Annotated in this window: 22 protein-coding genes and 1 pseudogene; 16 read left to right on the forward strand and 7 right to left on the reverse strand. The window is 70.9% G+C overall.

The window, feature by feature from the left end; translation table 11 throughout:
* Positions 1 to 143 precede the first annotated feature (143 nt).
* From ACIBU0_RS08190 to ACIBU0_RS08200, 3 genes and pseudogenes are all read left to right on the forward strand, one after another.
* Positions 144 to 335 (forward strand): annotated as a pseudogene (locus ACIBU0_RS08190) (MarR family transcriptional regulator); the annotation flags it as partial.
* Positions 336 to 513: 178 nt separating this feature from the next.
* Positions 514 to 2,433, forward strand: a complete 1,920-nt coding sequence (locus ACIBU0_RS08195) for a serine/threonine-protein kinase (RefSeq protein ID WP_398813415.1) — start codon at positions 514 to 516, stop codon at positions 2,431 to 2,433.
* Positions 2,434 to 2,490: 57 nt separating this feature from the next.
* A complete protein-coding gene (locus ACIBU0_RS08200; protein WP_398813418.1) occupies positions 2,491 to 4,086 on the forward strand; it encodes a PstS family phosphate ABC transporter substrate-binding protein in 1,596 nt (531 codons plus the stop codon).
* 11 nt (positions 4,087 to 4,097) lie between these two features.
* Here ACIBU0_RS08200 and ACIBU0_RS08205 read toward each other — a convergent pair whose 3' ends face one another.
* Positions 4,098 to 4,850: an SLATT domain-containing protein gene (locus ACIBU0_RS08205; protein ID WP_398813421.1), complete on the reverse strand. Its 753-nt coding sequence runs from the start codon at positions 4,848 to 4,850 to the stop codon at positions 4,098 to 4,100.
* 286 nt (positions 4,851 to 5,136) lie between these two features.
* Between ACIBU0_RS08205 and ACIBU0_RS08210 the strand changes: the two genes are divergently transcribed.
* From ACIBU0_RS08210 to ACIBU0_RS08240, 7 genes are all read left to right on the forward strand, one after another.
* On the forward strand, positions 5,137 to 5,481 hold the full coding sequence (locus ACIBU0_RS08210) for a YbaB/EbfC family nucleoid-associated protein (RefSeq protein WP_398813424.1): 345 nt from the start codon (positions 5,137 to 5,139) through the stop codon (positions 5,479 to 5,481).
* 98 nt (positions 5,482 to 5,579) lie between these two features.
* Positions 5,580 to 6,179: a recombination mediator RecR gene (gene recR, locus ACIBU0_RS08215; protein WP_132856910.1), complete on the forward strand. Its 600-nt coding sequence runs from the start codon at positions 5,580 to 5,582 to the stop codon at positions 6,177 to 6,179.
* Positions 6,172 to 6,834, forward strand: coding sequence for a DUF5063 domain-containing protein (locus ACIBU0_RS08220; protein WP_398813429.1), 663 nt, complete (start codon positions 6,172 to 6,174; stop codon positions 6,832 to 6,834). Before recR ends, ACIBU0_RS08220 begins: the two co-directional genes overlap by 8 nt.
* A gap of 125 nt (positions 6,835 to 6,959) precedes the next feature.
* On the forward strand, positions 6,960 to 7,376 hold the full coding sequence (locus tag ACIBU0_RS08225; RefSeq protein WP_398813432.1) for an SsgA family sporulation/cell division regulator: 417 nt from the start codon (positions 6,960 to 6,962) through the stop codon (positions 7,374 to 7,376).
* A gap of 114 nt (positions 7,377 to 7,490) precedes the next feature.
* On the forward strand, positions 7,491 to 7,898 hold the full coding sequence (locus ACIBU0_RS08230) for a hypothetical protein (protein WP_398813435.1): 408 nt from the start codon (positions 7,491 to 7,493) through the stop codon (positions 7,896 to 7,898).
* Positions 7,895 to 9,982, forward strand: a complete 2,088-nt coding sequence (locus ACIBU0_RS08235) for an NB-ARC domain-containing protein (protein WP_398813438.1) — start codon at positions 7,895 to 7,897, stop codon at positions 9,980 to 9,982. The genes ACIBU0_RS08230 and ACIBU0_RS08235 overlap by 4 nt, the downstream gene beginning before the upstream one ends.
* A gap of 85 nt (positions 9,983 to 10,067) precedes the next feature.
* On the forward strand, positions 10,068 to 10,625 hold the full coding sequence (locus tag ACIBU0_RS08240) for a helix-turn-helix domain-containing protein (RefSeq protein WP_398813441.1): 558 nt from the start codon (positions 10,068 to 10,070) through the stop codon (positions 10,623 to 10,625).
* Here the strand turns inward: ACIBU0_RS08240 and ACIBU0_RS08245 are convergent, their stop codons facing one another.
* Positions 10,626 to 11,345, reverse strand: coding sequence for a TSUP family transporter (locus tag ACIBU0_RS08245; RefSeq protein WP_398814014.1), 720 nt, complete (start codon positions 11,343 to 11,345; stop codon positions 10,626 to 10,628).
* 163 nt (positions 11,346 to 11,508) lie between these two features.
* On the opposite strand from ACIBU0_RS08245, the gene ACIBU0_RS08250 reads away from it, so the two are divergent.
* Positions 11,509 to 12,021 carry an SgcJ/EcaC family oxidoreductase gene (locus ACIBU0_RS08250; protein WP_398813444.1) on the forward strand — a complete coding sequence of 171 codons (513 nt, stop codon included), beginning with the start codon at positions 11,509 to 11,511 and terminating at the stop codon, positions 12,019 to 12,021.
* Here the strand turns inward: ACIBU0_RS08250 and ACIBU0_RS08255 are convergent.
* The 4 genes from ACIBU0_RS08255 to ACIBU0_RS08270 form a co-directional block, all read right to left on the reverse strand.
* On the reverse strand, positions 11,987 to 13,372 hold the full coding sequence (locus ACIBU0_RS08255; protein ID WP_398813446.1) for a sensor histidine kinase: 1,386 nt from the start codon (positions 13,370 to 13,372) through the stop codon (positions 11,987 to 11,989). The genes ACIBU0_RS08250 and ACIBU0_RS08255 overlap by 35 nt on opposite strands.
* Entirely contained in the window at positions 13,369 to 14,073 is a 705-nt protein-coding gene (locus ACIBU0_RS08260; RefSeq protein WP_398813449.1) for a response regulator transcription factor, read from the reverse strand. Before ACIBU0_RS08260 ends, ACIBU0_RS08255 begins: the two co-directional genes overlap by 4 nt.
* Before the next feature lie 79 nt (positions 14,074 to 14,152).
* On the reverse strand, positions 14,153 to 15,340 hold the full coding sequence (locus ACIBU0_RS08265) for a cytochrome P450 (protein WP_398813452.1): 1,188 nt from the start codon (positions 15,338 to 15,340) through the stop codon (positions 14,153 to 14,155).
* Positions 15,330 to 16,067 carry a tRNA-dependent cyclodipeptide synthase gene (locus tag ACIBU0_RS08270; protein WP_398813454.1) on the reverse strand — a complete coding sequence of 246 codons (738 nt, stop codon included), beginning with the start codon at positions 16,065 to 16,067 and terminating at the stop codon, positions 15,330 to 15,332. The genes ACIBU0_RS08265 and ACIBU0_RS08270 overlap by 11 nt, the downstream gene beginning before the upstream one ends.
* Positions 16,068 to 16,347: 280 nt before the next feature.
* On the opposite strand from ACIBU0_RS08270, the gene ACIBU0_RS08275 reads away from it, so the two are divergent.
* From ACIBU0_RS08275 to ACIBU0_RS08290, 4 genes are all read left to right on the forward strand, one after another.
* Positions 16,348 to 17,625: an aspartate kinase gene (locus ACIBU0_RS08275; protein WP_398813457.1), complete on the forward strand. Its 1,278-nt coding sequence runs from the start codon at positions 16,348 to 16,350 to the stop codon at positions 17,623 to 17,625.
* Positions 17,625 to 18,689 carry an aspartate-semialdehyde dehydrogenase gene (locus ACIBU0_RS08280; RefSeq protein ID WP_398813460.1) on the forward strand — a complete coding sequence of 355 codons (1,065 nt, stop codon included), beginning with the start codon at positions 17,625 to 17,627 and terminating at the stop codon, positions 18,687 to 18,689. Before ACIBU0_RS08275 ends, ACIBU0_RS08280 begins: the two co-directional genes overlap by 1 nt.
* A gap of 413 nt (positions 18,690 to 19,102) precedes the next feature.
* Positions 19,103 to 19,774 carry a SigE family RNA polymerase sigma factor gene (locus tag ACIBU0_RS08285; protein ID WP_398813463.1) on the forward strand — a complete coding sequence of 224 codons (672 nt, stop codon included), beginning with the start codon at positions 19,103 to 19,105 and terminating at the stop codon, positions 19,772 to 19,774.
* Complete coding sequence (locus ACIBU0_RS08290; RefSeq protein WP_398813466.1) at positions 19,771 to 20,940, forward strand: hypothetical protein; 1,170 nt, start codon at positions 19,771 to 19,773, stop codon at positions 20,938 to 20,940. Before ACIBU0_RS08285 ends, ACIBU0_RS08290 begins: the two co-directional genes overlap by 4 nt.
* A gap of 46 nt (positions 20,941 to 20,986) precedes the next feature.
* Here ACIBU0_RS08290 and ACIBU0_RS08295 read toward each other — a convergent pair whose 3' ends face one another.
* The gene (locus tag ACIBU0_RS08295) at positions 20,987 to 21,796 is read right to left on the reverse strand and encodes an SURF1 family protein (protein ID WP_398813468.1); all 810 of its coding nucleotides are present in this window, start codon (positions 21,794 to 21,796) and stop codon (positions 20,987 to 20,989) included.
* A 176-nt stretch (positions 21,797 to 21,972) separates the two neighbouring features.
* Between ACIBU0_RS08295 and ACIBU0_RS08300 the strand changes: the two genes are divergently transcribed.
* Entirely contained in the window at positions 21,973 to 23,799 is a 1,827-nt protein-coding gene (locus ACIBU0_RS08300) for a prolyl oligopeptidase family serine peptidase (RefSeq protein ID WP_398813470.1), read from the forward strand.
* The last annotated feature ends 152 nt before the right edge of the window (positions 23,800 to 23,951 follow it).

Below are 23,951 nucleotides of genomic sequence, written 5' to 3' on the forward strand. Positions count from 1 at the left end.
CCCGGTGTCCGGGATCGCCCGCGCCATGGGCATCATCCGGCAGAGCGTGCAGCGCATCGCCGACCGGCTGGCGGATGCCTTCGGTGAGGCGCAGCTCGCCGGTGCGGTGCGGGTTCTGGAGCGGTCGTCGCCGAGTTCCGGTCCGCCCGGCCGGGGTGGGGGTGGCCGGGTGCTGGGTGCTGGGTGCTGTGCTCGGCGAACCCCTCCCGGTGTCCGGGATCGCCCGCGCCATGGGCATCATCCGGCAGAGCGTGCAGCGCATCGCCGACCGGCTGGCGGATGCCTTCGGTGAGGCGCAGCTTGCCGGTGCGGTGCGGGTTCTGGAGCGGTCGTCGCCGAGTTCCGGTCCGCCCGGCCGGGGTGGGGGTGGCCGGGTGGCGGGTGCTGGGGGCCGTGCTCCTCGGACCTCGCCGCGCCTGTTACGGAACCGTAGACGCCTACCCGTTCACCTCCCCGTTTGCCGCACTATCGTGGGGCCGAGGGCTTGGGCGGGGGTTGGTTGGGGGGCGTGCGATGGAGCAGTTGGGGGCGGGGGATCCACCGCAGATCGGGGCGTACCGGCTGTTGGGGCGGCTCGGGGCCGGCGGGATGGGGGACGTGTATCTCGCCCGCTCGGACCGTGGCCGTACCGTCGCCGTCAAACTCGTCCGGCGGGAACTGGCCGCGCAGGAGGAGTTCCGGGCCCGCTTCCGGCAGGAGGTGCAGGCCGCGCGGCAGGTCGGCGGGTTCTGGACCGCGCCGGTGCTCGACGCGGACACCGAGGCCGAGGTGCCCTGGGTGGCCACCGGGTATGTCGCGGGGCCCAGCCTCCAGCAGGTCGTCGGGCACGACCACGGGGCGCTGCCCGAGCGTTCGGTACGGATCCTGGCGGCGGGGCTGGCGCATGCGCTCAAGGACATCCATGCCGCGGGCATCGTGCACCGGGACCTGAAACCGTCCAACGTCCTGGTCACCATCGACGGACCCCGCGTCATCGACTTCGGGATCGCCCGGGCACTGGAGACGGTCGGCGAGAGCGGGCTCACGCGCACCGGCGCGCTCATCGGATCGCCGGGTTTCATGGCGCCCGAGCAGGTGCGCGGCGACCGGATCACGCCCGCCTGCGACGTGTTCTGCCTGGGCTCGGTGCTCGCGTACGCCGCGACCGGCAGGCTGCCCTTCGGGTCCCTCGACAGCGGCGCGCACGCCGTGATGTTCCGGATCGCCCAGGAGGAACCCGATCTGGACGGGATGCCCGAGGGCATCGCCGACCTGGTGCGCGACTGCTTGCGCAAGGAGCCGGGGGCCCGGCCGACGTTGAACCGGATCCTGGAGCGTACGGGGGCCGAGGACACCGTCTCCGGCGGACGGTCCCGCGATCCGTGGCTGCCGAGTGCGCTGGTGGCGCAGTTGGGGCGGCATGCGGTGCGGCTGCTGGACGCGGAGGATCCGGTGGGGCCGGGGGAGGGCGGTTCGGGCGCCGGTGCCGGTAGGGGGGTAGATGCGGCTCCGGGTGCAGCAGAAGGAGGCCACAGCGAGCCGACTCCCGCGGCCTCCCCCGAGCACGCTCCGGCCGCCGGCGTGACACCGCCGGATCACCTCCCCACCGTGACCGCCCCGCAGAACGGTCGGACCTCCCCACAGCAGCACCCGCAACAGCCGCAGCAGCCGCCCCACGGCTGTCCGCCGACCGAACCGCCCCCACCGGCCGCCGCGCCCTCGCCGTTCGGCCCGAGTCCGTCGTACGGCCCGGGTCCGTCGTACGGTCAGAACCCGCCGTACGGCCCGAACCCGCCGTACAGCACAAGTCCCCCGTACGGCCCCACCCCGCCCTACGACACCTACGACCCGCCCCTTCCCTACCTCCCCACCACCCCGCCCGAAGGCCCCCGTCGCAGCGGTCGCTCCACGGCGGCGCTCGTGCTCGTCGCGCTGGTCGTCGCGCTCGGGGCCGGTGGCTCGGTGTACGCCCTCATGAACGGTGGCGGTGACGACGGGACCGGCGGCGATCCGACCGCCACCCCGACGGTCACGACCACCACGACCGGCCCCCCGGCCTCCGGTCCGACCGCCTCCACCCCCGCTCCCGCCCCCGCCGACGGTGCGGTCCCCACGGAATACCTCGGCACCTGGACGGCCTCGATCGACAACGGCACCGGCGAGAACACCCGCCGGCTGACCATCCGGCAGGGCGAGGTGGGCGACACGGTCCTCTCCCTCGTCGCCGAGGGCCCCGCCGGCACCGGCACCTACCACTGCGAGTTCGCGGCGGAACTGGCCGAAGCACCCGGCGCGGACGGCCCGCTGGTGCTCGGCCCCTCCACGGTGACGGCCGGTGAGCCCGCGACCGCCTGTTCGCCGGGCGCCGCCACCGAGGTCACGCTGCTGCCGGACGGCAGGCTGGAGCGCGTGAACACGGACAGCGGGGAGAAGCTCACGTACACCAGGCGGTAACGCCAAGTACCGTCACCGGTAAGGCGGTTGAGGCCGTACGTGCCTACGGTGACCACGGTGGAGTGGTTGAGCGCAGAGAACATCGTGGCCGTGGGCACCGCGGTGCTCGGTGTCGTCGCGTCCGGCGTCATGGTCTGGTACGAGCGGCGCGTGCCGCGCAGGAAGCGCATCGGCTATCGCGTCCAGATGGACAACCCCATAGGCGACGACGTGCGGTCGGGCCGGGCCAACGTCAGGCTCGGCCTGTTCGACGCGGACATGGACGATGCGACCCTGGTGCTGCTGCGCGTCGAGAACGACGGCTCGCAGAGCATCGACCGCGACGACTACACGGGCCCCGAACCCCACGGCCTCACCGCGGTGTTCACCGACCGCACCATCCGCGGCGTCTCGGTCACCCAGCCGACCGACATCGACCACCTGATGGACCACTTCACCGCGCAACGCGGCTTCGGCTACGAGGACAACCGGCTGCGCATCCCGCGTGTCCCGCTCAACCCCGGCGACTACTACAAGCTGCTGGTACTGCTGTCCGGCGGTGACGTGGGCGCGGAGATCCGGCTGCGCGGCGGCATACGGGACGGCGAGGTGCACCCCAACCGCAGTGCGACCCCGGACGACAAGGCACCGGTGTTCAGCCCTCCCGCCAGGATCTTCACCGGCCTGCTCACCCTCTCCGTCCTCGCCCTCGCGGGCATCGTCGTCTTCCGCGACGGCAATCCGATCGAATGCGAGCAGGGTCAGCTGACGGTGATCGGCTCGACCGCCTTCGAGCCGGTGATCTCGACGCTGGCGAACCAGTACGAGGGCAAGTGCGCGGGCGCCGACATCGACGTGGAGGCGCGGGGCAGCGAGGCAGGGGTCGCCGAACTCGCCGCCCTGGCCGACCGGTCGAAGTCGTCGGCACGCTCCGTGATCGCGTTCTCCGACGGTCCGCTGGGCGACCGCCTGGGCCTGAAGGGGAAGAAGGTCGCGCTGTCCGTCTTCACGCTCGTCGTCAACGACGGGATCGACCTCGGGCCGGACGGCCTGTCCCTGCAGCAGGTGCGGGACATCTACAAGGGCCGGTACAAGCGCTGGGGCGAGGTGCTCCCCGGGACCGACAAGGCGACCGCCGACCTGCCCATCGTCCTCGTCAGCAGGAGTGACAGCTCGGGGACGCGGCAGGTCTTCCAGGACCGGGTGCTGGGGCAGTGGGAGCAGGCACAGAGCACGTCACTGGACTGCCGGCCGCCCCGGGGCACCGCGACCGCGGTCACGCGCTGCGAACTGCCCGGCACCGGTGACGTCCTGGACAAGGTCGCCGACCAGCCCGGCGCCCTCGGATACAGCGAGCTGGGCGTCGCCGCCCGGCACAAGGGCGTGCGTACGGTGCCCCTGGACGGCGACCGCGCGAACGTGGACGAGATCGAGCGCGGCGACAGCGCCTATCCGTACCGCGACATCGAGTACGCCTACACCTACGGTGCCGCTCCCCTCGACTCCCTCACCGCCGGTTTCCTCGCCTACCTGGACAAGGAGAGCAGCCGACAGGTGATCCGCACCCAGGGACACCTGCCCTGTGGGACGCCGGTGGGGCTGAAGCTGTGCGGGGAGGATGCGGGGCCCGCATCCTCCAGCCCGTCTGGGGGTGCCCCCTCCGGGGGAGTTTGAGGACGAGGCCGTCACCGCGGCTCCGGCGGCCGCTGCCGAGGCATGTTCGGCCGCGCCCCATTAGCCGGTGGCACAGAGAAGCGCCCCGACCCCACCCCCGCGTCCTGCCGCGCCCCGCCGGCCACCGCCGACTGGATCCCCATGGGGGCGGACCCGCTGCGGAACTCCACCATCCAGTCCGCCGTCTCCGCCCGCACCAACTCCGTCACGTCCTCCGAAAACCGCCGCAGAACCCCGAGGCACCGCTCCGCCGCCTCACTGGCCGTCCCCTCGGCCGGCCCCAGAATCTCCCGTACGCACTCCGTCGCCCAGTCGAACTGCAGCACCTGCAACCGCCGCTGCACCGCCTGAGCCGTGGCGACGTCCCTTATCCACCCGGAGGTCAGCCCGAAGAACCGGTCGATCGCCATGCAGGCCACGGACAGCAGCAGCGACAGATACCCCCAGGGCGCCACCCCGTCCGCGGCCCCCGTCAGATCGAGGAGAGGCAGCGCCGCCCCCACGACCGCCCCACCTGCCGCCCCACCCCGCAACGCCCGCGCCCCCCGCCGCTTCCACACCCGGTCCGCGAGATACCACGCGGCCGTGTTCAGCGCCCCCCGCTCCACCCACCGGTACAGCTCGTCCAGCCGCACCGCCGGCTCTCCCCAGTCCCCGAGCGGAAACGTCCGCCCCGTCAGATCACCCGGCCGCAGTCCGGCCGCCCCTTCGCCGCCACGCCCGTCCTGAGGCGACCTCTCGGGCTGCATCTCCGGCTGACCCACCCGGCACTCCCTACTGTCACGGTGCGTGACATCACGTACGACCTACGTCCGGGTATGACCCCCCGCAGCGCACGGAACGTCACGCAACACCTGAGGCTGACGCGCCGGACCCTTCCTACCGCCCAATGGGTGGCGAAGAGATGCCTTTCGCCTCTTTTCCGCCCGGAAGTGGGCCTTGGTCAGGTATAGGACTCCAGTTCCTCTCACTCGAAAGAGTGCTGGAGCGACGGCTGCCCGGACCACGTAGGCTCGTGCTGAACGGGAAAGCCGACGCAAGGAGCTGATCGTGATCCCCGGTGGTGGCCAGCCCAACATGCAGCAGCTGCTCCAGCAGGCCCAGAAGATGCAGCAGGACCTGCAGCGGGCGCAGGAGGAACTGGCGCGGACCGAGGTCGACGGGCAGGCCGGCGGTGGTCTGGTGAAGGCCACGGTGACGGGCTCCGGCGAGCTCCGGGCGCTGAAGATCGACCCGAAGGCGGTCGACCCGGAGGACACCGAGACCCTCGCCGACCTGATCATCGCGGCCGTACAGGCGGCCAACGAGAACGCGCAGACGCTCCAGCAGCAGAAGCTCGGCCCGCTGGCCCAGGGCCTGGGCGGCGGCAGCGGCATCCCGGGCCTGCCGTTCTGACGTCCAGGCGTTCTCCGGTCTCCGGTCTGCCTTTCTAAGACGGGCCGCGGGCAACTACCGTACGTACCGTAAGGAACCCCAGGAAGGACGGCAGTCCGTTGTACGAAGGCGTGGTCCAGGACCTCATCGACGAACTGGGGCGGCTGCCCGGCGTCGGTCCCAAGAGCGCGCAGCGGATCGCCTTCCACATCCTGCAGGCGGAACCGACGGACGTACGGCGCCTCGCCCAGGCCCTCCTGGAAGTCAAGGCGAAGGTCCGCTTCTGCGCCACGTGCGGGAACGTGGCGCAGGAAGAGCTGTGCGGCATCTGCCGGGACGCGCGCCGCGACCCGGCGGTCATCTGCGTCGTCGAGGAACCGAAGGACGTCGTGGCGATCGAGCGCACCCGCGAGTTCCGCGGCCGCTACCACGTCCTCGGCGGCGCGATCAGCCCGATCGAGGGTGTCGGACCGGACGACCTGCGTATACGAGAACTTCTCGCGAGGTTGGCCGACGGGACGGTCACGGAGCTGATCCTGGCCACCGATCCGAATCTCGAGGGCGAGGCCACGGCCACGTACCTCGCGCGCATGATCAAGCCCATGGGCCTGAAGGTCACCCGCCTGGCCAGCGGCCTCCCGGTGGGTGGCGACCTGGAATACGCGGACGAGGTCACCCTCGGCCGCGCCTTCGAGGGGAGACGACTCCTAGATGTCTGACGCCACGCTGCACGCGACCGAGCACAACCCGGACGACTTCGCGGTACAGATCGCGGACCAGATCGAGAGCTTCCTGGTCGCCGTCACGGAGGTCGCGAAGGGCGACGAGCCGGGCTCGACCGTGCCCTTCCTCCTCCTGGAGGTCTCCCAGCTCCTCCTGGCCGGCGGCCGCCTCGGCGCGCACGAGGACATCCTCCCCGAGGAGCGCTACGAGCCCGACCTGGGCCCGGAGCCGGACGTCGACGAACTCCGCGAGAACCTCGCCCGCCTGCTGGACCCGGTGGACGTCTACTCCGAGGTCTTCGACCCCTACGAGCCCCGCAAGGCCCCGGTCCCGGCCCGTATCTCCGACGACCTGGCCGACGTCATCACCGACCTCCGCCACGGCATGGCCCACTACCGCGCCGGCCGCACCACCGAGGCCCTGTGGTGGTGGCAGTTCTCGTACTTCTCCAACTGGGGCTCCACGGCCTCCGCCACCCTGCGCGCCCTCCACTCGGTCCTGGCCCACGTCCGCCTGAACCAGCCCCTGGAAGAGCTGGACGGCCTGGACACGGACCAGGGCGTGATGGGCGACGAGACGCTGGAGTTCGAGGCCGGCCGGGTCATGGAGCAGGAGATCGGGGAGCAGTTGGGGCTGCGGTCGGCTCAGTAGTCGGTGTGACGCGGGTTACAGGAAATGGCTTCTGAAGTGACGTAATGCTCGGGCCCCCCGGGTGGTCTCACAGGCACGACGGCCGCACCCGGCCGCTGCCCCGCCCCCCGAATCGGAGCCCGACCATGCACGTCACCCTGGAGCAGCCGACCGGCGCCCGACTGATCACCGCCACCGACCAGGAAATCGCGATACCCACCACCCTCCGCTACACCTCCGCCGACCCGCTGGCCGTGCACCTCGACTTCCCGCCCCATGTCACGCTCGACGGCGAGGTCACGACCTGGACGTTCGCGCGGGCGCTGCTCAGCGCTGGACTGCGCACCTCCGCCGGTCTCGGCAGCGTCCGTGTCCGGCCGTGCGGGGCGTCCCACACGTATGTCGAGTTCCAGTCACCGGTGGGCACGGCCATGCTCCGATTCACCACCTCGGACCTGTACCGCTTCCTGGCCCGCACGTACACCGTGATCGCGCCGGGCGAGGAGACCGTGGAGGCGGAGCTGGACCACGGCCTTGTGGCGCTGTTCGGGGGGCGGGTGTGATCCGCGGCGGCTCCGGACTCCGCTCCAGGGGGCCCGCTGTCCGCCCCGCGGGCGGTGCCGCGTACTGCCCCCGTACGGCGGCCCTGAACGCCCGAACTCCTCCATGATGGTGGCATGGCGATTCGCTCAAAGGCGTTGGTGTGGACGGGAATCGGGCTTTGCGTTGCGGGGGCCGCGGGGTTGGTCGTGGGCGGTGTGCTGGACGTCGACGCCGCGGATCCCTGGGCGAGCGTGGCCGGGGGAGCGGCGGGACTGCTCGGGCTGGCGGTGACGCTTTACGCCCTCATCGGGCCGGCGCCCACGTCGGCACCCACGGCCGGCGTGACCGCGAGCGGCCCCCGTTCCGTCGCAGCGCGCGGCAGCATCGGGTCGGTCGCAACCGGGGACAGGACCTCCGCGGCGCCGCCACCCACGATGCCCGCCTCGCCCACGCGACCGGCGAGCGGTCCTGTGACCGCGTCCGGGGAGCGTTCCGTGGCGGCCGGGGGTGACATCGGGTCGGTGTCGACGGGGGACGCGTGAGCGGGTCCGCGGAGGCGTCCGGGAACCGTGCCATCGCCGCGGCCGGGTCCATCCGGCAGGCGCTCAGCGGGGACGGCGCGGTCGCGTATCACGTGGAGAAGTCCCTGACACTGCCGCCGGAAGCACTCGAACTGCCACCGCAGGCTCCGCCCAACATGATCAATCTGCCGGAGCGAACGAACCTGTTCGTCGGTCGGCAGACCGAACTCTCGCGGCTGGACGCGGCGTTCGAGGACGCGGGCGGGGTCGTCGTGCACGCGGTGCACGGACTGGGTGGCATCGGGAAGTCGACGCTCGCGGCGAAGTGGGCGGCGGGACGGACGGCGTCGTACAACCCGGTGTGGTGGCTCACCGCCGAGACGCCGGTGGAGCTGGAGTCGGGCCTGGCCCGCCTGGCGGTCGCACTTCAGCCGACGTTACGGGAGGTGCTGTCGCAGGAGGCGCTGGCCGAACGGGCGGTGCAGTGGCTGGCGGCCCACGAAGGCTGGCTGCTGGTCCTGGACAACGTGGCCGATCCAGCGGACGTCCGGACGCTGCTGGGACGGACGGCGGGCGGCCGCTTCCTGATCACGAGCCGTCGGGCCTCGGGCTGGCACGGGATCGCCGAGCCGTTGTCGCTCGACGTACTGGAACTGTCCCAGGCGGTCGAGCTGTTCGAACGGATCTACGGTGGGACGGCCGAAGAGATCGGGGAGTTGTGCGGCGAGCTGGGGTGTCTGCCACTGGCCGTGGAACAGGCCGCCGCGTACTGCGCGGAGGCTCGCATCACTCCCCACGCCTATCAGGAACTGCTCGTGCACCACCCGGCCCAGGTCCTGGCGAACACGACCGAGGGCGGGGACGCCGAGCGGACGATCGCCCGGGTGTGGCAGGTGACCATGGACCGGCTGGCGGACACGCCGGCCGCGGCGGCAGTCCTGCGGGTGATCGCGTGGTGGGCGCCCGAAGGCATTCCACGGGCGTACATCGAGTCGCTGGGGGATGAGCCGGAAGTCCTGGAGGCGCTGCGTCGCCTGGCCGCGCACAGCATGATCACCCTGCACGGCGACGGGACCATCTCGGTGCACCGGCTGGTACAGGCGGTGTCGCGGGCGGGGGACGCCGCCGCCGAGGTGCGCGACACCGCCGCGCGTCTGCTGGTCGCAAGTGCCGACATCTCCAGTGCCCTGTGGCTCACGCACGCGGAGGCATTCACCGAACATGCCCGTGGGGAAGCGCCTTCAGCACCGGTGATCCTGCTGACCATCGTCATCGGCGGTTGGTACAAGGCGCATCTGTCCAGCCGGGCCGCCGATGTGTACGAGGCCGCGATGGCCGCCGCCGAAGAGACCCTGGGATGGCGGGACGACATCACTCTCCTTGCCTCCCGGTCCCTCGCACAGAGTTGTCAGGCGGCAGGCGACCATGACCGTGCCAAACGGCTGCTGACCGAAGGACTGGCCGCGGCCAGAGCCGGTTTCGGACGCAAGGCCCCGCAGACGATCCAGGCGCAGATCGCCCTGGCCGAGTTGAAGCTGGAGATCGGTGATCTCGGCGGTGGACTGTCCCTGGCCGCGAAGACGGTCCGACGAGCCGAGCGTGTCCTGGGTGACGGCGCTCCGCAGACAAGCACGGCCCGAGCGGTGCTGGCCACGGGATGGCGTCTGAAGGCCGCGTCGGATCCCGACCGGCACGCTGTGCGAGCAGTCGCCGAGATCGAGCGGCTGCTGGCCAAGGTGATCCGATCCGAAGGGACGTCCAGCCGAACGGCGCTGGACCTGATGTGGGAGCTCGGCAGCCTCCGGCAGGACGCGGGGGATTTGGCGGGAGCGCTCCGTATCACCGAGGAGTTCATCGAGAAGCGCCGGGCGACGAACGACGGCATCGACCTGCGCGTACTCGTAGCGCGCCACCGAATCGTCTCGCTCCTCTGCCAGAAAGGCGATTTCCAACAGGCACGAGAGCTGGCCGCTCCTCTCCTCGCAGAGACGGAACACGTACTGGTCGGCGAACTCGGCGGCCAGCTCCGCGACTTCCTCACTACCCTCCTCACCCTGGACGCCGCGGAGACGGCATCCGGTCAGGAGGGCGAATTGCGTTCGTAATGGTCACACTGCGGTATCCACTTGGCTACGCTCGGTAGCGGCTCAGGTGGTACTCGCTGTGGCGTATCGACCGGAGGTGGGCGCGGTGCCGAGTCCGAACAACTCCCAGCGGCCAGTCGCGTGGCGTTACAGCGGCGACCAGATGAAACGCCGGCGCACCAAGGCGGACGTCAGCCGCGAGCAGCTCGCCTCCGCCGCCAACTACTCCCCGGACACCATCGAGTCCATGGAGCGCGGCGTACGCAGGCCGACGCCGCGCGTGCTCGACGTGGCGGACGAACTGTGCGGGGCACAGGGCATGTTGAGCGCGGCCAAGGAGTTCCTGGACCGGGAGCGGTACTCGCCGCGGGCGCAGGCTTCATGGAACGCGAGAAGGAAGCGACCAGCATCTGGTGGTACGACGTCGTACGACTCCGATACGAACCAGCGCGACCGAGTCGAGAAACCCGACGGCTACGCGGCCGCCGGCATCCCCGTCTACCTCCTGATCGACCGCGACGACTGCTCGGTCGTCGTGTTCAACCAGCCGGAGGACGGCCGTTACCGGCGCGAGGAGAAGCTCCCCTTCGGCGCAACCGTGAAGCTCCCGGAGCCCGTGAACATCACCCTCGACACCGAGCCCCTGAAGGAGTTCGTGGACTGATCACATCCCCCACAGCCCCTTCCCCACAGCCGTCACCCCACCCGTCAGAGCCAGCAACAGCACGAGCAGCCGGGCTCGCTTCTCCGGTATCCGGGAGGCGAGTCCCCTGCCGATCAGACCGCCCGCTGCCATCGCCCCGACCACCAGAGCCCACTGCGCCCCGCCCAGCTCCGGCACCCCGTTCGACGCCACCGAGAACGCGTTCACGACGACGCCGTAGAACATCGCGTTCGGCACGAACTCCCGTACCGTCCAGCCCGCGTTGAGGGCGTACAGGGACACCGGCGGGCCGCCCACGCCCGCCGCCGAGTTCATGAACCCGCCCGCCGCGCCCGCGACCACGGCGCCCCGTCTGCCGCGCAGCGCCGGTACGCGGGCGCCGCGCAGGACGAGCAGTACGGCTGCGGTGACCAGGCCGCCCATGCTCAACAGGAGCCAGGGTTCCGGGAGTCGACGTGTCAGCCAGGTCCCCGCCGGGACCGTGCACGCCGCCGCCACGCACAGCGGCACCATCGCCGCCGGGCGCACGTACCGCCACCCGCCCACGAGCCCCACGAGGCAGATGGCCCCTGCGGCACAGTTGGCGAGGGAGACTCCCTCCACCGGGCCCAGTAGCAGTACGAGTGCCGGTACGGCGACCAGCGCGAAACCCATCCCCGTGAGCCACTGCACCGAGGCGCCGAGCAGCACGATGCCGGCCAGCAGTGCGTCGCCCGCCATGGTGGAGCCCACTTGTTCCTCTTCCTCTTCCTCTTCAACGCCGTCGGCGCGCCGCGTGAATTGGACGGGTGTTGTCCCGGGGCTGTACGTCCCCTGCACGGGCCCTAACCGGTGCACAGCGAGTCTGGAGTCACTTCCCCACCAGACCCGCACCGGAGACGCAATGACTCGTAGGGCAAGCAGGTCCATCAGTAAGCGCGCAGCCATTGTCACCGCCACCGCAGTGGTCGTCGTCGGCACGGTCACCGCCGGTGCCGCGGTCGCGGGCCCGACATGGGGTGCGGGCAAGCCCGCCGAGCAGCAGATAGCCGGGCTGTTCGACACCTGGAACAGAGCCATGCAGACCGGCGACCCGGAGAAGGTCGCGGACCTGTACGCGAGCGACGCGGTGCTGCTGCCGACCGTGTCCAACAAGGTCCGCGCCGACCGTGCCGCCATCGTCGACTACTTCGAGCACTTCCTGGCGAACAAGCCGGTCGGCAAGAAGATCGAGACGCATGTCAACGTCCTCGACGGGAACTCCGCGCTGGACGCGGGGGTCTACCAGTTCACGCTGACCGACCCCGGGACCGGGGAGAAGAGCGTCGTCAAGGCCCGCTACACGTACGAGTACGAGAAGCGGGGCGGCGAGTGGCTCATCGTCAACCACCACTCCTCGAAGATGCCCGAAGGCTGATCGTCACCTTCAGCCCGCCCCCGGGAGCGTCCCCGAGCGTCACGGTCCCGCCGTCGTCCGTCACCAGCTGTTTGACGACGGCGAGGCCGAGGCCGGAACCGGACTTCCCGGTCAGGCCCTGGCCGCGCCAGAAGCGGTCGAAGGCGCGGGACTTCTCCGCGTCGGACATGCCGGGGCCCTCGTCGAGCACCGACAGCACCACTTCGTCGCCCCTGGGTTCGATCCGGACGGTGATCGTGCCGCCGTCCGGGGACACCTCCAGGGCGTTCGAGAGCACGTTGTCCAGCACCTGGTCGAGATGACCGGGGCTGGCCAGCCCCAGCAGCCGGCCGTCGGCACTCCCCCTGAGCGCGATGGTGACTCCGCGCTCGTCGGCGGCCGGCCTCCACACGTCCAGTCTCTCCCGCACGATGTCCAGCAGGGGCAGCGGCTCCGCCGCCGTGACCTTCGCCTCGGCCCGGGCCAGCACCAGCAGGCCGTTGACCAGGCGGCTCATCCGGACGACCTCGGCCGTGGCCTGTTCGACGTCCTCCCGTACGAACTCGTCGTCCACGCCGTCCGCGATGTTGTCCAGCGACAGCCGCAACGCGGTGAGAGGAGTCCGGAGTTGGTGCGAGGCGTCGGCCACGAAGATGCGCTGCGAGGCGATCAGGGTGTCCAGACGCTCGCCCGCCTGGTTGAGCGTGCGGGCGAGGGTCTGCGTCTCCCGCGGACCCGTCACGGGAGAACGGGCCGTCAGGTCGCCGTCGCTGAACCTGCTCGCCGTGTCGTTGAGCTGGCGCAGCGGGCGGGTGAGCCGACGGGCCACCCCGGCGCCGACCACGGCGGCGACGACGAGCACGGCCACCGCGAGGCCCGCGCGGAAGCCCCAGATCGTCCACAGCCGGCTGGTCAGATCGTCGGTCGAGTACACGATGCGTACGGCGCCGACGACCGGGCCCCGGTTGCGGCCGTCGAGGTCCTCCTTGCTCGCGCGGGCGGGCACCGTGATCTTCAGCTCCGGCCCCCAGATGAAGGAGGAGCCCCAGTCGGTCGTGGACTTGCCCTCCGCCAAGGCCCTGGTCAGGGCCGCGTCCTTGTGCGGGCTCGCCATGTCCGTGCCACAGCGGTCGGTCACCTCGACCGCGCCGGGTGTCTGGCCGGCGTACGCCTCGGCCATCTCCTTCAGCGCCGCGCACGACGGGGCGTTGCCGTTGCCGAGCAGCAGGGCCATGGTGTCGGCCTCACGCCGGACGGACGCCGCGGTGTCGTCCCGCAGCTGGTCCGTGAGCGTGAAGGCCACGGGCACGGTGAACAAGGCGATGGCGCCGGCGACGAGCGCGACGTAGCTGCGGGTGAGCTGGCGGATCATGACGTGCCGCCACCGCCGTCGCCCCGGTCACCGTCCCTGATCTCCAGCCGGAAGCCGACCCCCCGCACCGCCTCGATCGCGATCGCCCCGGCGAGCTTGCGCCGCAGCGCCGCCACATGCACGTCCAGCGTCTTCGTCGGACCGAACCAGTTCGCGTCCCAGACGGCCTCCATGATCTGCTCGCGCGACATCAGCGCCCCGGGCTCCTCGGTGAGGAAGGCCAGCAGGTCGTACTCCTTGGGCGCGAGGGCCACCTCCTCGCCGTCCAGGCGGACCCGGGCCGCCTTGCGGTCGATGGTGAGGCGGGTGCCGTAACGGTCCGGACCGGCCTCGGCGGCGGGCGTACGGGGCTGCACACGGCGCATGACCGCTCGTATCCGTGCGATGACCTCACGGACCCCGAACGGCTTGGACACGTAGTCGTCCGCACCGAGCTCCAGCCCGACCACCCGGTCCGTCTCGTCGCTGCGCGCGCTGATCACGATGATCGGCACGTCGCCGCGCCCGCGCAGCGCCTTGCAGACGTCGAGGCCGTCGGTGTCGGGCAGACCGAGATCGAGGAGTACGACGTCGTAGGGGTCGGCGTGGCTCAGCGCGTCGGCACCCGTGGTGACCCACGCCACCTCGAAGCCGTAGCGCAGCAGTCCTCGCCGGAGCGACTCGGCGACCGGTTCGTCGTCTTCCACCAGCAGTACGCGCACAGGCGAACGATAGTGCTTGAACTTTAAAGACGACCGGCCGCCGAGCCAGCGAGGGATCAATGAGCGGACAAAACGGCTGTTACCACATCACCGGCAGCCGCTCCGGAATCCGCTTCATGAACCCCGTCCGCCACACCAGCTGCTCGATCGGCACCGCGAGCCGCAGCTCCGGCATCCGCTCCAGCAGGACCCGCAGACCGATCTCCGCGTGCCTGCGGCCCAGCGCGGTGGCGGGGCAGTAGTGGCGGCCGCCGCCGAAGGAGAGGTGGGCGGTGGCGTTCTCGCGGCCGAGGTCGACCGTGTGGGGGTCGGGGAAGGCGGCCGGGTCGAAGTTCGCGCCCTCGACCAGGACCAGGACGAGCTCGCCGGCCTTCACCTCCACCTCTCCCAGCCGCACGTCCTGAAGGGCCAGGCGCGGCAGACCGTCGCCGATGGAGAGGTTGATGCGCAGCAGCTCGTCCACGGCGGCCGGGATCTTTCCGGGGTCCGCGACCAGCTCGGCCTGCAGGTCCGAGTGCTGGATCAGCGACACCAGGGCCATGGTGAGGAAGCCCGAGGTGGAGATGACGCCGGCGCCGAACATGGTCACCCCGACCGTGGCGAGCATCTCGTCGGTGAGGTGCGCGTAGTCGGGGTCCGCGCGCAGGGCGGCCAGCTCGCCCATCAGGCCCGCCGTCGCCGGGTCGTCGAGCCGCTCCGTCATGTACGCGATGTCCCGGTCCCAGTTGAGCCGGGCGCCCGCGACGGGGCAGGCCGAGTTCATGAACGCGATGTCCAGGCTCCGCATCAGCTTGGGCGCGTCCCCCGGCGGGATGCCGAGGATCCGGCAGTGCATGCCCGCCGAGTACGGGTCGGCGAAGCCGCCGCGCAGATCCGCCGGGGCGCCCTCGCCGGTCAGCCCGTCGACGAGCTCGGCGGCGTACGCCCGCATCCACTCCGCCAGGCCGGGGCTCTTGGGGTTCAGCGCCTTCAGTACGGCCTTGCGCAGCCCGGCGCCGGTGATGTTCCCCATGTTGTTGACGACCTCGGGCGGGATCGTCAGCGCGTACTGGCGGGGGACGCCGGGGGCGGAGGTGTCCTTGAGGCTGAAGCGCGGGTCTTCGAGGACCTGCTTGCACAGGTCGTACGACGACACGAGCCAGGCCTCGTCGCCGGCGATGGTGCGCACGCGCCGCACCGGGCTGTTGGCGCGCAACTTCTCCACTTCTTCCGGGAGTTGGTCGCCGCGCCAGGAGAACGGGAAGTCGATGAGGTCGTCAGTGAGCATCGGTGGCCTCCTCCGTGCCGGTGTCCTCGGCCGGTGTGACGATGGCGTGCCCCTGGTTGCGCGAGGCGCGCAGGCCGGCGCCGCGGGCGTAGAGCAGCTCGGCCATCGGCAGGAGCTGGTGGTAGCAGTTGAGGGAGGAGGGGACGCCGAGGATGGCGGGGGTGTCGAGGAAGAGGGGCGCCTCGGCGCAGACGTAGGCGAGGCAGACCTCGCGCTGCGCGTCGGTCACCCGCCCTGTCTTGCCGGCCAGGAAGGAGTCGACGAGTTTCTCGCAGGTCGTGCGGAACTCGTCGTCGGTCGTGAGCCGCGCCTGGAGATGGTCGTGGATCTCGCGGTACGCCGTGTTGCCGCGGAAGTCGGACATGGCGTGGGCGTGCAGCCGGGTGCCGCCGGGGTCGACGGCCTGTACGGCGCCGAGGACCTTCGCCCGCACCCCGCGCAGGTTCTTCACCGCCTTGCGGCGGGCGTCGCCGGGCGGATATCCGGACGCCGCGTACATCTCGGCCACGTACAGGTCGGTGTAGACGAAGTCCACCCGGTCGAAGAGGGCGAGGCCCCAGCGGGCGAGGTCGTGGACGCGTTGGGCGGAGAAGTAGCTGTTGCCCGGGGAGACGCCGATGACGGCGTGGTCGCCGGCGGCGCGGATGACTTCGCAGTGGGGTGTGAAGGGCTGGATCTCGAAGATCTGAGTGACGTGCTGGATCTCGGAAACGGTCGCAGTCGTCAAAGGAGGAGAATCCTTCGCGTCGCAAGTCCCGATGGAGCCTTGTGCTCCTGGTGTGGCGACGACGACGCGAAGTTAGCGTTCGACTACGGAGAGCGTCAATGGTTGATCTTTCGACGTCCGGTCGCCTCCCCAGTGACCTGCACCACTTCTCCGTATGGCTTCGCCTCCACCGGGCAGGCACCAGACCGAGCGCCCGAATCTCACCATCTGGGAACCCCAAGGTCGTTTTCGGATGCTCGGTAAACTGAGCCGACACACACGGACTGAGCGAGGAGCGCACGTGGGCCTTGTCGTGCAGAAGTACGGAGGCTCCTCCGTAGCCGATGCCGAAGGCATCAAGCGCGTCGCCAAGCGAATCGTCGAAGCGAAGAAGAACGGCCACCAGGTGGTCGTCGTCGTTTCCGCGATGGGCGACACGACGGACGAGCTGATCGATCTCGCCGAGCAGGTATCGCCGATGCCTGCCGGGCGTGAGTTCGACATGCTGCTGACCGCCGGAGAGCGTATCTCCATGGCACTGCTGGCCATGGCGATCAAAAACCTGGGCCACGAGGCCCAGTCCTTCACCGGCAGCCAGGCAGGCGTCATCACCGACTCGGTCCACAACAAAGCCCGGATCATCGACGTGACGCCGGGCCGGATCCGGGAGTCCATCGACCAGGGCAACATCGCCATCGTCGCGGGCTTCCAGGGCGTCAGCCAGGACAAGAAGGACATCACCACGCTGGGCCGCGGCGGCTCCGACACCACCGCCGTCGCGCTCGCGGCCGCGCTGGACGCCGAGGTGTGCGAGATCTACACCGACGTCGACGGCGTGTTCACCGCCGACCCGCGCGTGGTGAAGAAGGCGAAGAAGATCGACTGGATCTCCTTCGAGGACATGCTGGAGCTGGCCGCGTCCGGCTCGAAGGTGCTGCTCCACCGCTGTGTGGAGTACGCCCGCCGCTACAACATCCCGATCCACGTCCGGTCCAGCTTCAGCGGACTGCAGGGCACGTGGGTCAGCAGTGAGCCGATCGATCAAGGGGACAAGCCGGTGGAGCAGGCCATCATCTCCGGTGTCGCGCACGACACCTCCGAGGCCAAGATCACGGTCGTCGGTGTGCCGGACAAGCCGGGCGAGGCCGCCGCGATCTTCCGTACGATCTCCGACGCCGAGATCAACATCGACATGATCGTGCAGAACGTGTCCGCCGCCTCCACCGGTCTGACGGACATCTCCTTCACGCTCCCCAAGTCCGAGGGCCGCAAGGCCATCGACGCCCTGGAGAAGAACAAGCACGGCATCGGCTTCGACTCGCTGCGCTACGACGACCAGATCGGGAAGATCTCGCTGGTCGGCGCGGGGATGAAGACCAACCCGGGCGTCACCGCCGACTTCTTCACCGCGCTCTCCGACGCCGGTGTGAACATCGAGCTGATCTCGACCTCCGAGATCCGTATCTCGGTCGTCACCCGCGCCGACGACGTCAACGAGGCCGTCCGCGCCGTGCACACCGCCTTCGGGCTCGACTCCGACAGCGACGAGGCCGTCGTGTACGGAGGCACCGGACGCTGATGGCGGGCGTGGAGTCCCGCCGGCCGACGCTCGCGGTCGTGGGAGCGACCGGAGCCGTCGGCTCGGTCATGCTCCAGATCCTGTCCCAGCGCGCGGACATCTGGGGTGAGATCCGTCTGATCGCCTCGCCGCGCTCGGCCGGCCGCAAGCTGGCCGTGCGCGGCGAGGAGGTCGAGGTGGTGGCGCTCACCGAGGACGCCTTCGCCGGAGTCGACGTCGCGATGTTCGACGTCCCCGACGAGGTGGCCGCGCACTGGGCGCCGATCGCCGCCGCCAAGGGCGCCGTGGTGGTCGACAACTCGGGCGCCTTCCGGATGAACCCGGAGGTGCCCCTCGTCGTTCCCGAGGTCAATCCGCATGCCGTACGGATGCGGCCGCGCGGGATCGTCGCCAACCCGAACTGCACCACCCTCTCCATGATCGTGGCGCTGGGCGCGCTGCACGCCGAGTTCGGGCTGCGCTCGTTGGTGGTCTCCTCCTACCAGGCGGTGAGCGGGGCCGGGCGGGCCGGAGTGGAGACCCTGAGGCAGCAGCTGTCCCTGGTCGCCGGTACGGAACTGGGGACCAGCCCCGGTGACGTACGGCGGGCCGTCGGGGACAACACCGGGCCCTTCCCGGAGCCGGTCGCGCTGAACGTCGTGCCGTGGGCCGGGTCGCTGCGCGAGGACGGCTGGTCGTCGGAGGAGATGAAGGTGCGGGACGAGTCCCGCAAGATCCTCGGGCTGCCGAAGCTGCCGGTCGCGGTGACCTGTGTGCGGGTGCCGGTGCTGACCGGGCACTCGCTGACCGTGCACGCCCGCTTCGAGGGCGAGGTCACCGTCGCCAAGGCGCGCGAGATCCTGGCCACAGCGCCCGGGGTCGTCCTGTACGACGACCCGGAGGCCGGGGAGTTCCCGACGCCCTCCGATGTGGTGGGCACCGATCCGACCTGGGTCGGACGGGTGCGGCGCGCGCTCGACGATCCGACGGCGCTCGAACTCTTCGTCTGCGGCGACAACCTGCGCAAGGGCGCCGCGCTCAACACCGCACAGATCGCCGAGCTCGTGGCGGCGGAGTTTGCGTGAGGAGCCCGTGGCGCCGCAAATCTCCTGGGGCATCCCCGGAACGTTTGTAGGATCTGTGTGAACAGTGTGAGCCGAACGATGGTCCGGACCACTTGATGCGGACCTCTGCGGCAGCAGAAGATTTCCTCCCCGCCCTGCAACCGCTTGCAGGGCGGGGAGCGTCTTTGCGATCGCCCTTCGGGGCGTGAGGCGCGTTTTTCGGCGTGGGGACGCCATGAGCAGGGCGTGGGGACGCCCGTTCAGATGGACATAAGGGAAGAGCGGGTAGGCATGTGGGCGTTTGACGCACGGTCAGTTGTACTGCCTGGCACGAGACGGCCGGCTGCGGGGGCCGGAGGGCCGGCTGCGGGGACTGACGCAAAAGTGACGTCCGGCACGTACAACCCTCACGGGGGGACGCGTGTCCAACTGGCGTGGCAGAGGTACTCGACTTCACAGCGGCGACGCGCGGCACTGCGCTGCGCCCCCGCAGACCCCGCATGCCCGGCGCGCCCGGCGGCATGCCGGTGATCGCGCCCATGCCCGCAGCGCGGCCCGCCCGCATTCCCAGTCAGCGCGACGGCGCCGAGCATGCCGAGAACACCGCGGCGGCCGGCACGACCGTCGACCACCTCACCGAGACCTACCGGGCGCACTACCGCTCGCTGCTGGGCCTCGCCGCCCTGCTGCTCGACGACACCGCCTCCTGCGAGGACGTCGTCCAGGAGGCGTTCATCCGCGTCCACTCCGCGCGCAAGCGCGTCCGTGACCCGGAGAAGACGCTGGCGTACCTCCGCCAGACCGTCGTCAACCTGTCCCGCTCCGCCCTGCGCCGCCGCATACTCGGACTGAAGCTGCTGTCCAAGCCGATGCCCGACATGGCGAGCGCGGAGGAGGGGGCCTACGACCAGCTGGAGCGCGACTCGCTGATCCGGGCCATGAAGGGCCTGCAGCGGCGGCAGCGCGAGGTGCTGGTCCTCAGGTACTTCGCGGACATGACCGAGGCGCAGGTCGCCGAGACGCTCGGCATCTCGCTGGGGTCGGTGAAGGCGTACGGCTCGCGCGGCATCGCGGCGCTGCGGGTCGCCATGGAGGCGCCGGCATGAGCACGGACCACGACGGGCGGCGTCATCTGCACGTCCCCCACGAGCATGAGCCGTACGCATGGCACGAGCCGACAGGCCGGCCGGACAAGCAAGAGCCGAAGCAATCGCACGCTGGGAACGGAACTGTGAACCACGGCCCCGAAGACCAGGGCCCCGAGGGGTTCGACTCGGACGAGCTGGCACTGCGCCGCATGCTGCACGAGGCGGTCGAGGAGATCGAGCCGCGCGACGGCACGCTGGACCATCTGCGGCGGGCGGTGCCCGCGCGGCGGGCGCGCAAGCGGCAGGCGCTCGTCGGCATGGCGGCCGCGGCGCTCTTCGTCGGCACCGCCGTCCCGGCCCTGGTGCACGTCTCCAACTCCACCGACTCCAGCGTCAACCCGGAGTACGCCGGCCACGGCGAGCAGGCGCAGGGCGGGGCCGGTCAGGGCAAGGAGACGGCAGGCGGCGACAGCACCTCCGGCGGTTCCTCGGGCAAGACCTCGGACAAGGGCAAGGGGAGCGAGAAGGAGGAGGACAAGGGCACCGGCACCGGTCCCGGCAGCGGCTCCTCGGGCTCCGGCGACTCCTCGGTGACCAGCCCGGCCGGCGTCGCCGCGTGCACCGCCGAGCAGCTCGGCGGGAGCGGCACCACCGACGGCCCCGACTCGTCCGGCACGGTGTACGGCACCTTCAGCTTCAGCAACATCTCCACGGCCGACTGCACGGTGAGCGGCCCGGGCCTGATCAACCTTGCCGCCGGCGGAGCGGCGGACGGCACGAAGATCACCGACCTCCGGCACGTCGCCGGTGACCCGGCTGCCAATCTGCCCGACCCGTCCCTGGAACTCACCTCACTCGTCCTCAAGCCGGGAGCGTCGTACCAGGTCAAGTTCGCCTGGGTCCCCTCGGAGGGCTGCCCGACGACGAGCGACCCCACCGGCGGCGGCACCGGCGGCCCCGACCCCTCGCCCACCCCGACGCCGACCGAGAACAACTCCGGCACGACGGACGGCACCTCCACGGGCGACACCGGCACCTCCACCCAGCTGATGAGGCAGGACACGACGGCCGACGGAAGCGTCACGATCACCAACACGTCGGCGGCGGGTACGACGGCCACGGTCGTGGTGTCGAACGCGTGCGCGGGCGTCGTCTACTGGACGGGCGTGCTGGCCGGGGCGTAGGGGGCCTCGTGCCCCGCCTCGGGCTCCCGGGACTCAGACCCGGGACTCAGACTCCCGCAGAGGGGGCACTGCCGGACGGGCTGGGAACAGGCTCCTCGTCCGGCGTCAGCCCCAGCTCGGCGTCCCGCGCGAACTCCACCTCGCGCCGCAGCAGCCGGAACCACATGAAGACCACGAAGCCCGCGAAGACGAACCACTCACCGGTGTAGCCGAGGTTCTGGAACGCCTTCAGGTCGAGGCCGGTGTCATTGGCGGCGGTCACCGGGACGGGCTTCATGCCGGAGTCGGCCCGGGTGAGGGTGACCCAGGCGTCGTAGACGTCGTACGACACCAGGTTCACCAGTGACGCCGCGCTGATCGCCGTCGTCTGGCCGGACGGCAGACCACCCTGCGCGGGCACGCCGTTCTCGCCCGGCACCTCGGACGCCTGGAGCGCGCCGGTGACCGTGACCTCGCCGGCCGGTGCAGCCGGGGCCTCGGCCCGGTCGGCGGTGCCGGGCAGCCAGCCCCGTACGACCGGCAGGGCCTTGCCGTCGTCGGTGCGCAGCAGCGTCAGGACGTAGAAACCCCGCTTGCCGTCCAGCTCCCGGTCCGGCACGAGCAGCTGCTCGCCGTACCGTCCGCGCGCGGTGACCTGCCGGCCGACCGTCGCCTTGTCCACGGGCAGCAGCTCGGTCAGCGGACGGTACGGCTCCTGCTGGTGCTCCTCGGCCTGCTCACCGGCGCTGCGATGGTCCTCGACCCGCGCCTCGAACCGGCTCAGCTGCCACGACCCCATGAACACGCAGAAGGGGATGGCGAGCAGTACGAAGACGTTGATCCCCCACCAACGGGGCGTCAGCAGAAACCGGTACACGCCCTCAACGGTACGGGGCTCCTGCGGAGGGCCGGGGCGCGGGGTCGAAGGGGCGGGGCCTCGTCAGGGATGGGACGGGTAGGGGCGGCGGGGGCGATGCACGCAGGTCTGCGGAGTTATCCACAGGCTGGGGGCCGCGCCAGCGGATTGTCGGTCGGGCCAGGCACTATGGGGCCATGACTGGTAGCCACGGGTCCGATTCGCGGGATCACCACATGCAGGACAAGGACATGCCGGACTGGGAGCGGCGCTTCCGGGCGCCCCGGGTGTCGCTGCCCGACTGGGCGGAGGACGCACCGGACCGCTCCTTGTTCGTGTCGAACGCCACGGGGACGTACGAGCTGTACGCCTGGAACCGTTCGACGGGCGAGCAGCGCCAGGTGACCGACCGGCCGAACGGCACGACGGACGGCGTGCTCTCCCCGGACGGCGCGTGGATCTGGTGGTTCGACGACAAGGACGGCGACGAGTTCGGCGTCTGGCGCCGCCAGCGGTTCGACGGCGGCGAGGACGAGCTCGCGGCGCCCGGCCTGGACCCGTCGTACCCGGCCGGCCTCGCCCTGAGCCGGGACGGCCGCACGGCGATCGTGGGCCGCTCCACGGACGAGGAAGGGACGACGATCCATCTCGCCCGCACCGGCGAGCCCCCGGTGGAGATCTACCGCCACCGCGAGTCCGCGGGCGTCGGTGACCTCTCGCACGACGGCACGCTGATCGCCATCGAGCACACCGAGCACGGCGACGCGATGCACTCGGCCCTGCGCGTGGTGCGCCCCGACGGCACGGCGGTCGCCGAGCTCGACGACACCAAGGGCGGTTCCGAGGAGCTGGGCCTGGAGGTCCTGGGCTTCGCCCCGGTGGACGGCGACACGCGTCTGCTCATCGGCCACCAGAGGCGCGGCCGCTGGGAGCCGCTGGTGTGGGACGTGGCCACGGGGAAGGAGACGGACCTCGGTCTGGAGCTGCCCGGTGACGTCAGCGCGGAGTGGTACCCCGACGGCACCGGTCTGCTGATCGCGCACAGCTTCGAGGCGCGCAGCGAACTGTTCCGGTACGACCTGGCCGCGCGGGAGCTGGTGCGGATCCCGACCCCGGCGGGCTCGGTGTCGGGGGCGACGGCCCGGCCGGACGGCAGTGTGGAGTACCTGTGGTCGTCGGCGGCGGAGCCGTCGGCGGTGCGGTCGACGACGGGGCGGGTGGTGCTGGACCCGCCCGGTATGAAGTCCCCCGGCTCGGTCCCGGTCGAGGACGTGTGGGTGGAGGGCCCGGGCGGCCGCATCCACGCACTGGTCCAGCGACCTGCGGGCGTCGAGGGCCCGCTCCCGACGGTCTTCGACATCCACGGGGGCCCGACCTGGCACGACAGCGACGCGTTCGCGGCGGGCCCCGCGGCCTGGGTGGACCACGGATACGCGGTCGTACGGGTCAACTACCGTGGTTCCACGGGCTACGGCCGTGCCTGGACCGACGCCCTCAAGCACCGGGTCGGCCTGATCGAGCTGGAGGACATCGCGGCGGTCCGGGAATGGGCGGTGACGTCCGGCCTCGCCGACCCCGACCGCCTGATCCTGACCGGCGGTTCCTGGGGCGGCTACCTCACCCTGCTCGGCCTCGGCACCCAGCCCGACGCGTGGACGCTGGGCATCGCGGTGGTTCCGGTCGCCGACTACGTCACGGCGTACCACGACGAGATGGAAGCGCTGAAGGCCATGGACCGCACCCTGCTGGGCGGCACACCGGAGGAGGTGCCCGAGCGTTACGAGGCGTCGTCCCCGCTGACGTACGTCGACCAGGTCAGGGCCCCGGTCTACATCTCGGCCGGTGTGAACGACCCACGCTGCCCGATCAGGCAGATCGACAACTACGTCAAGCGCCTCCAGGCCCGGGGCGCGGTCCACGAGGTGTACCGGTACGACGCCGGCCACGGTTCGCTGGTCGTGGACGAGCGGATCAAGCAGGTGAGGCTGGAACTGGACTTCGCGGAACGCCACTTGAAGGGATAACAGCAACCTCCCGACGTCGGTCCAGGCAATCCAGCCCGTCCGGCGTTTGAGGACGAGGCCCTTTCGGGGCCGAAGCGGGGGTCTGCGGGCGGCAGCCCCCAGGAACCGGGGTCGAAGGGGCGGAGCCCCTTCAGGATGGGACGGGGTAGGGG

The sequence above is a fragment of the Streptomyces sp. NPDC049627 genome, assembly GCF_044465645.1.
In the GTDB taxonomy this organism is placed as follows: Bacteria; Actinomycetota; Actinomycetes; order Streptomycetales; family Streptomycetaceae; genus Streptomyces.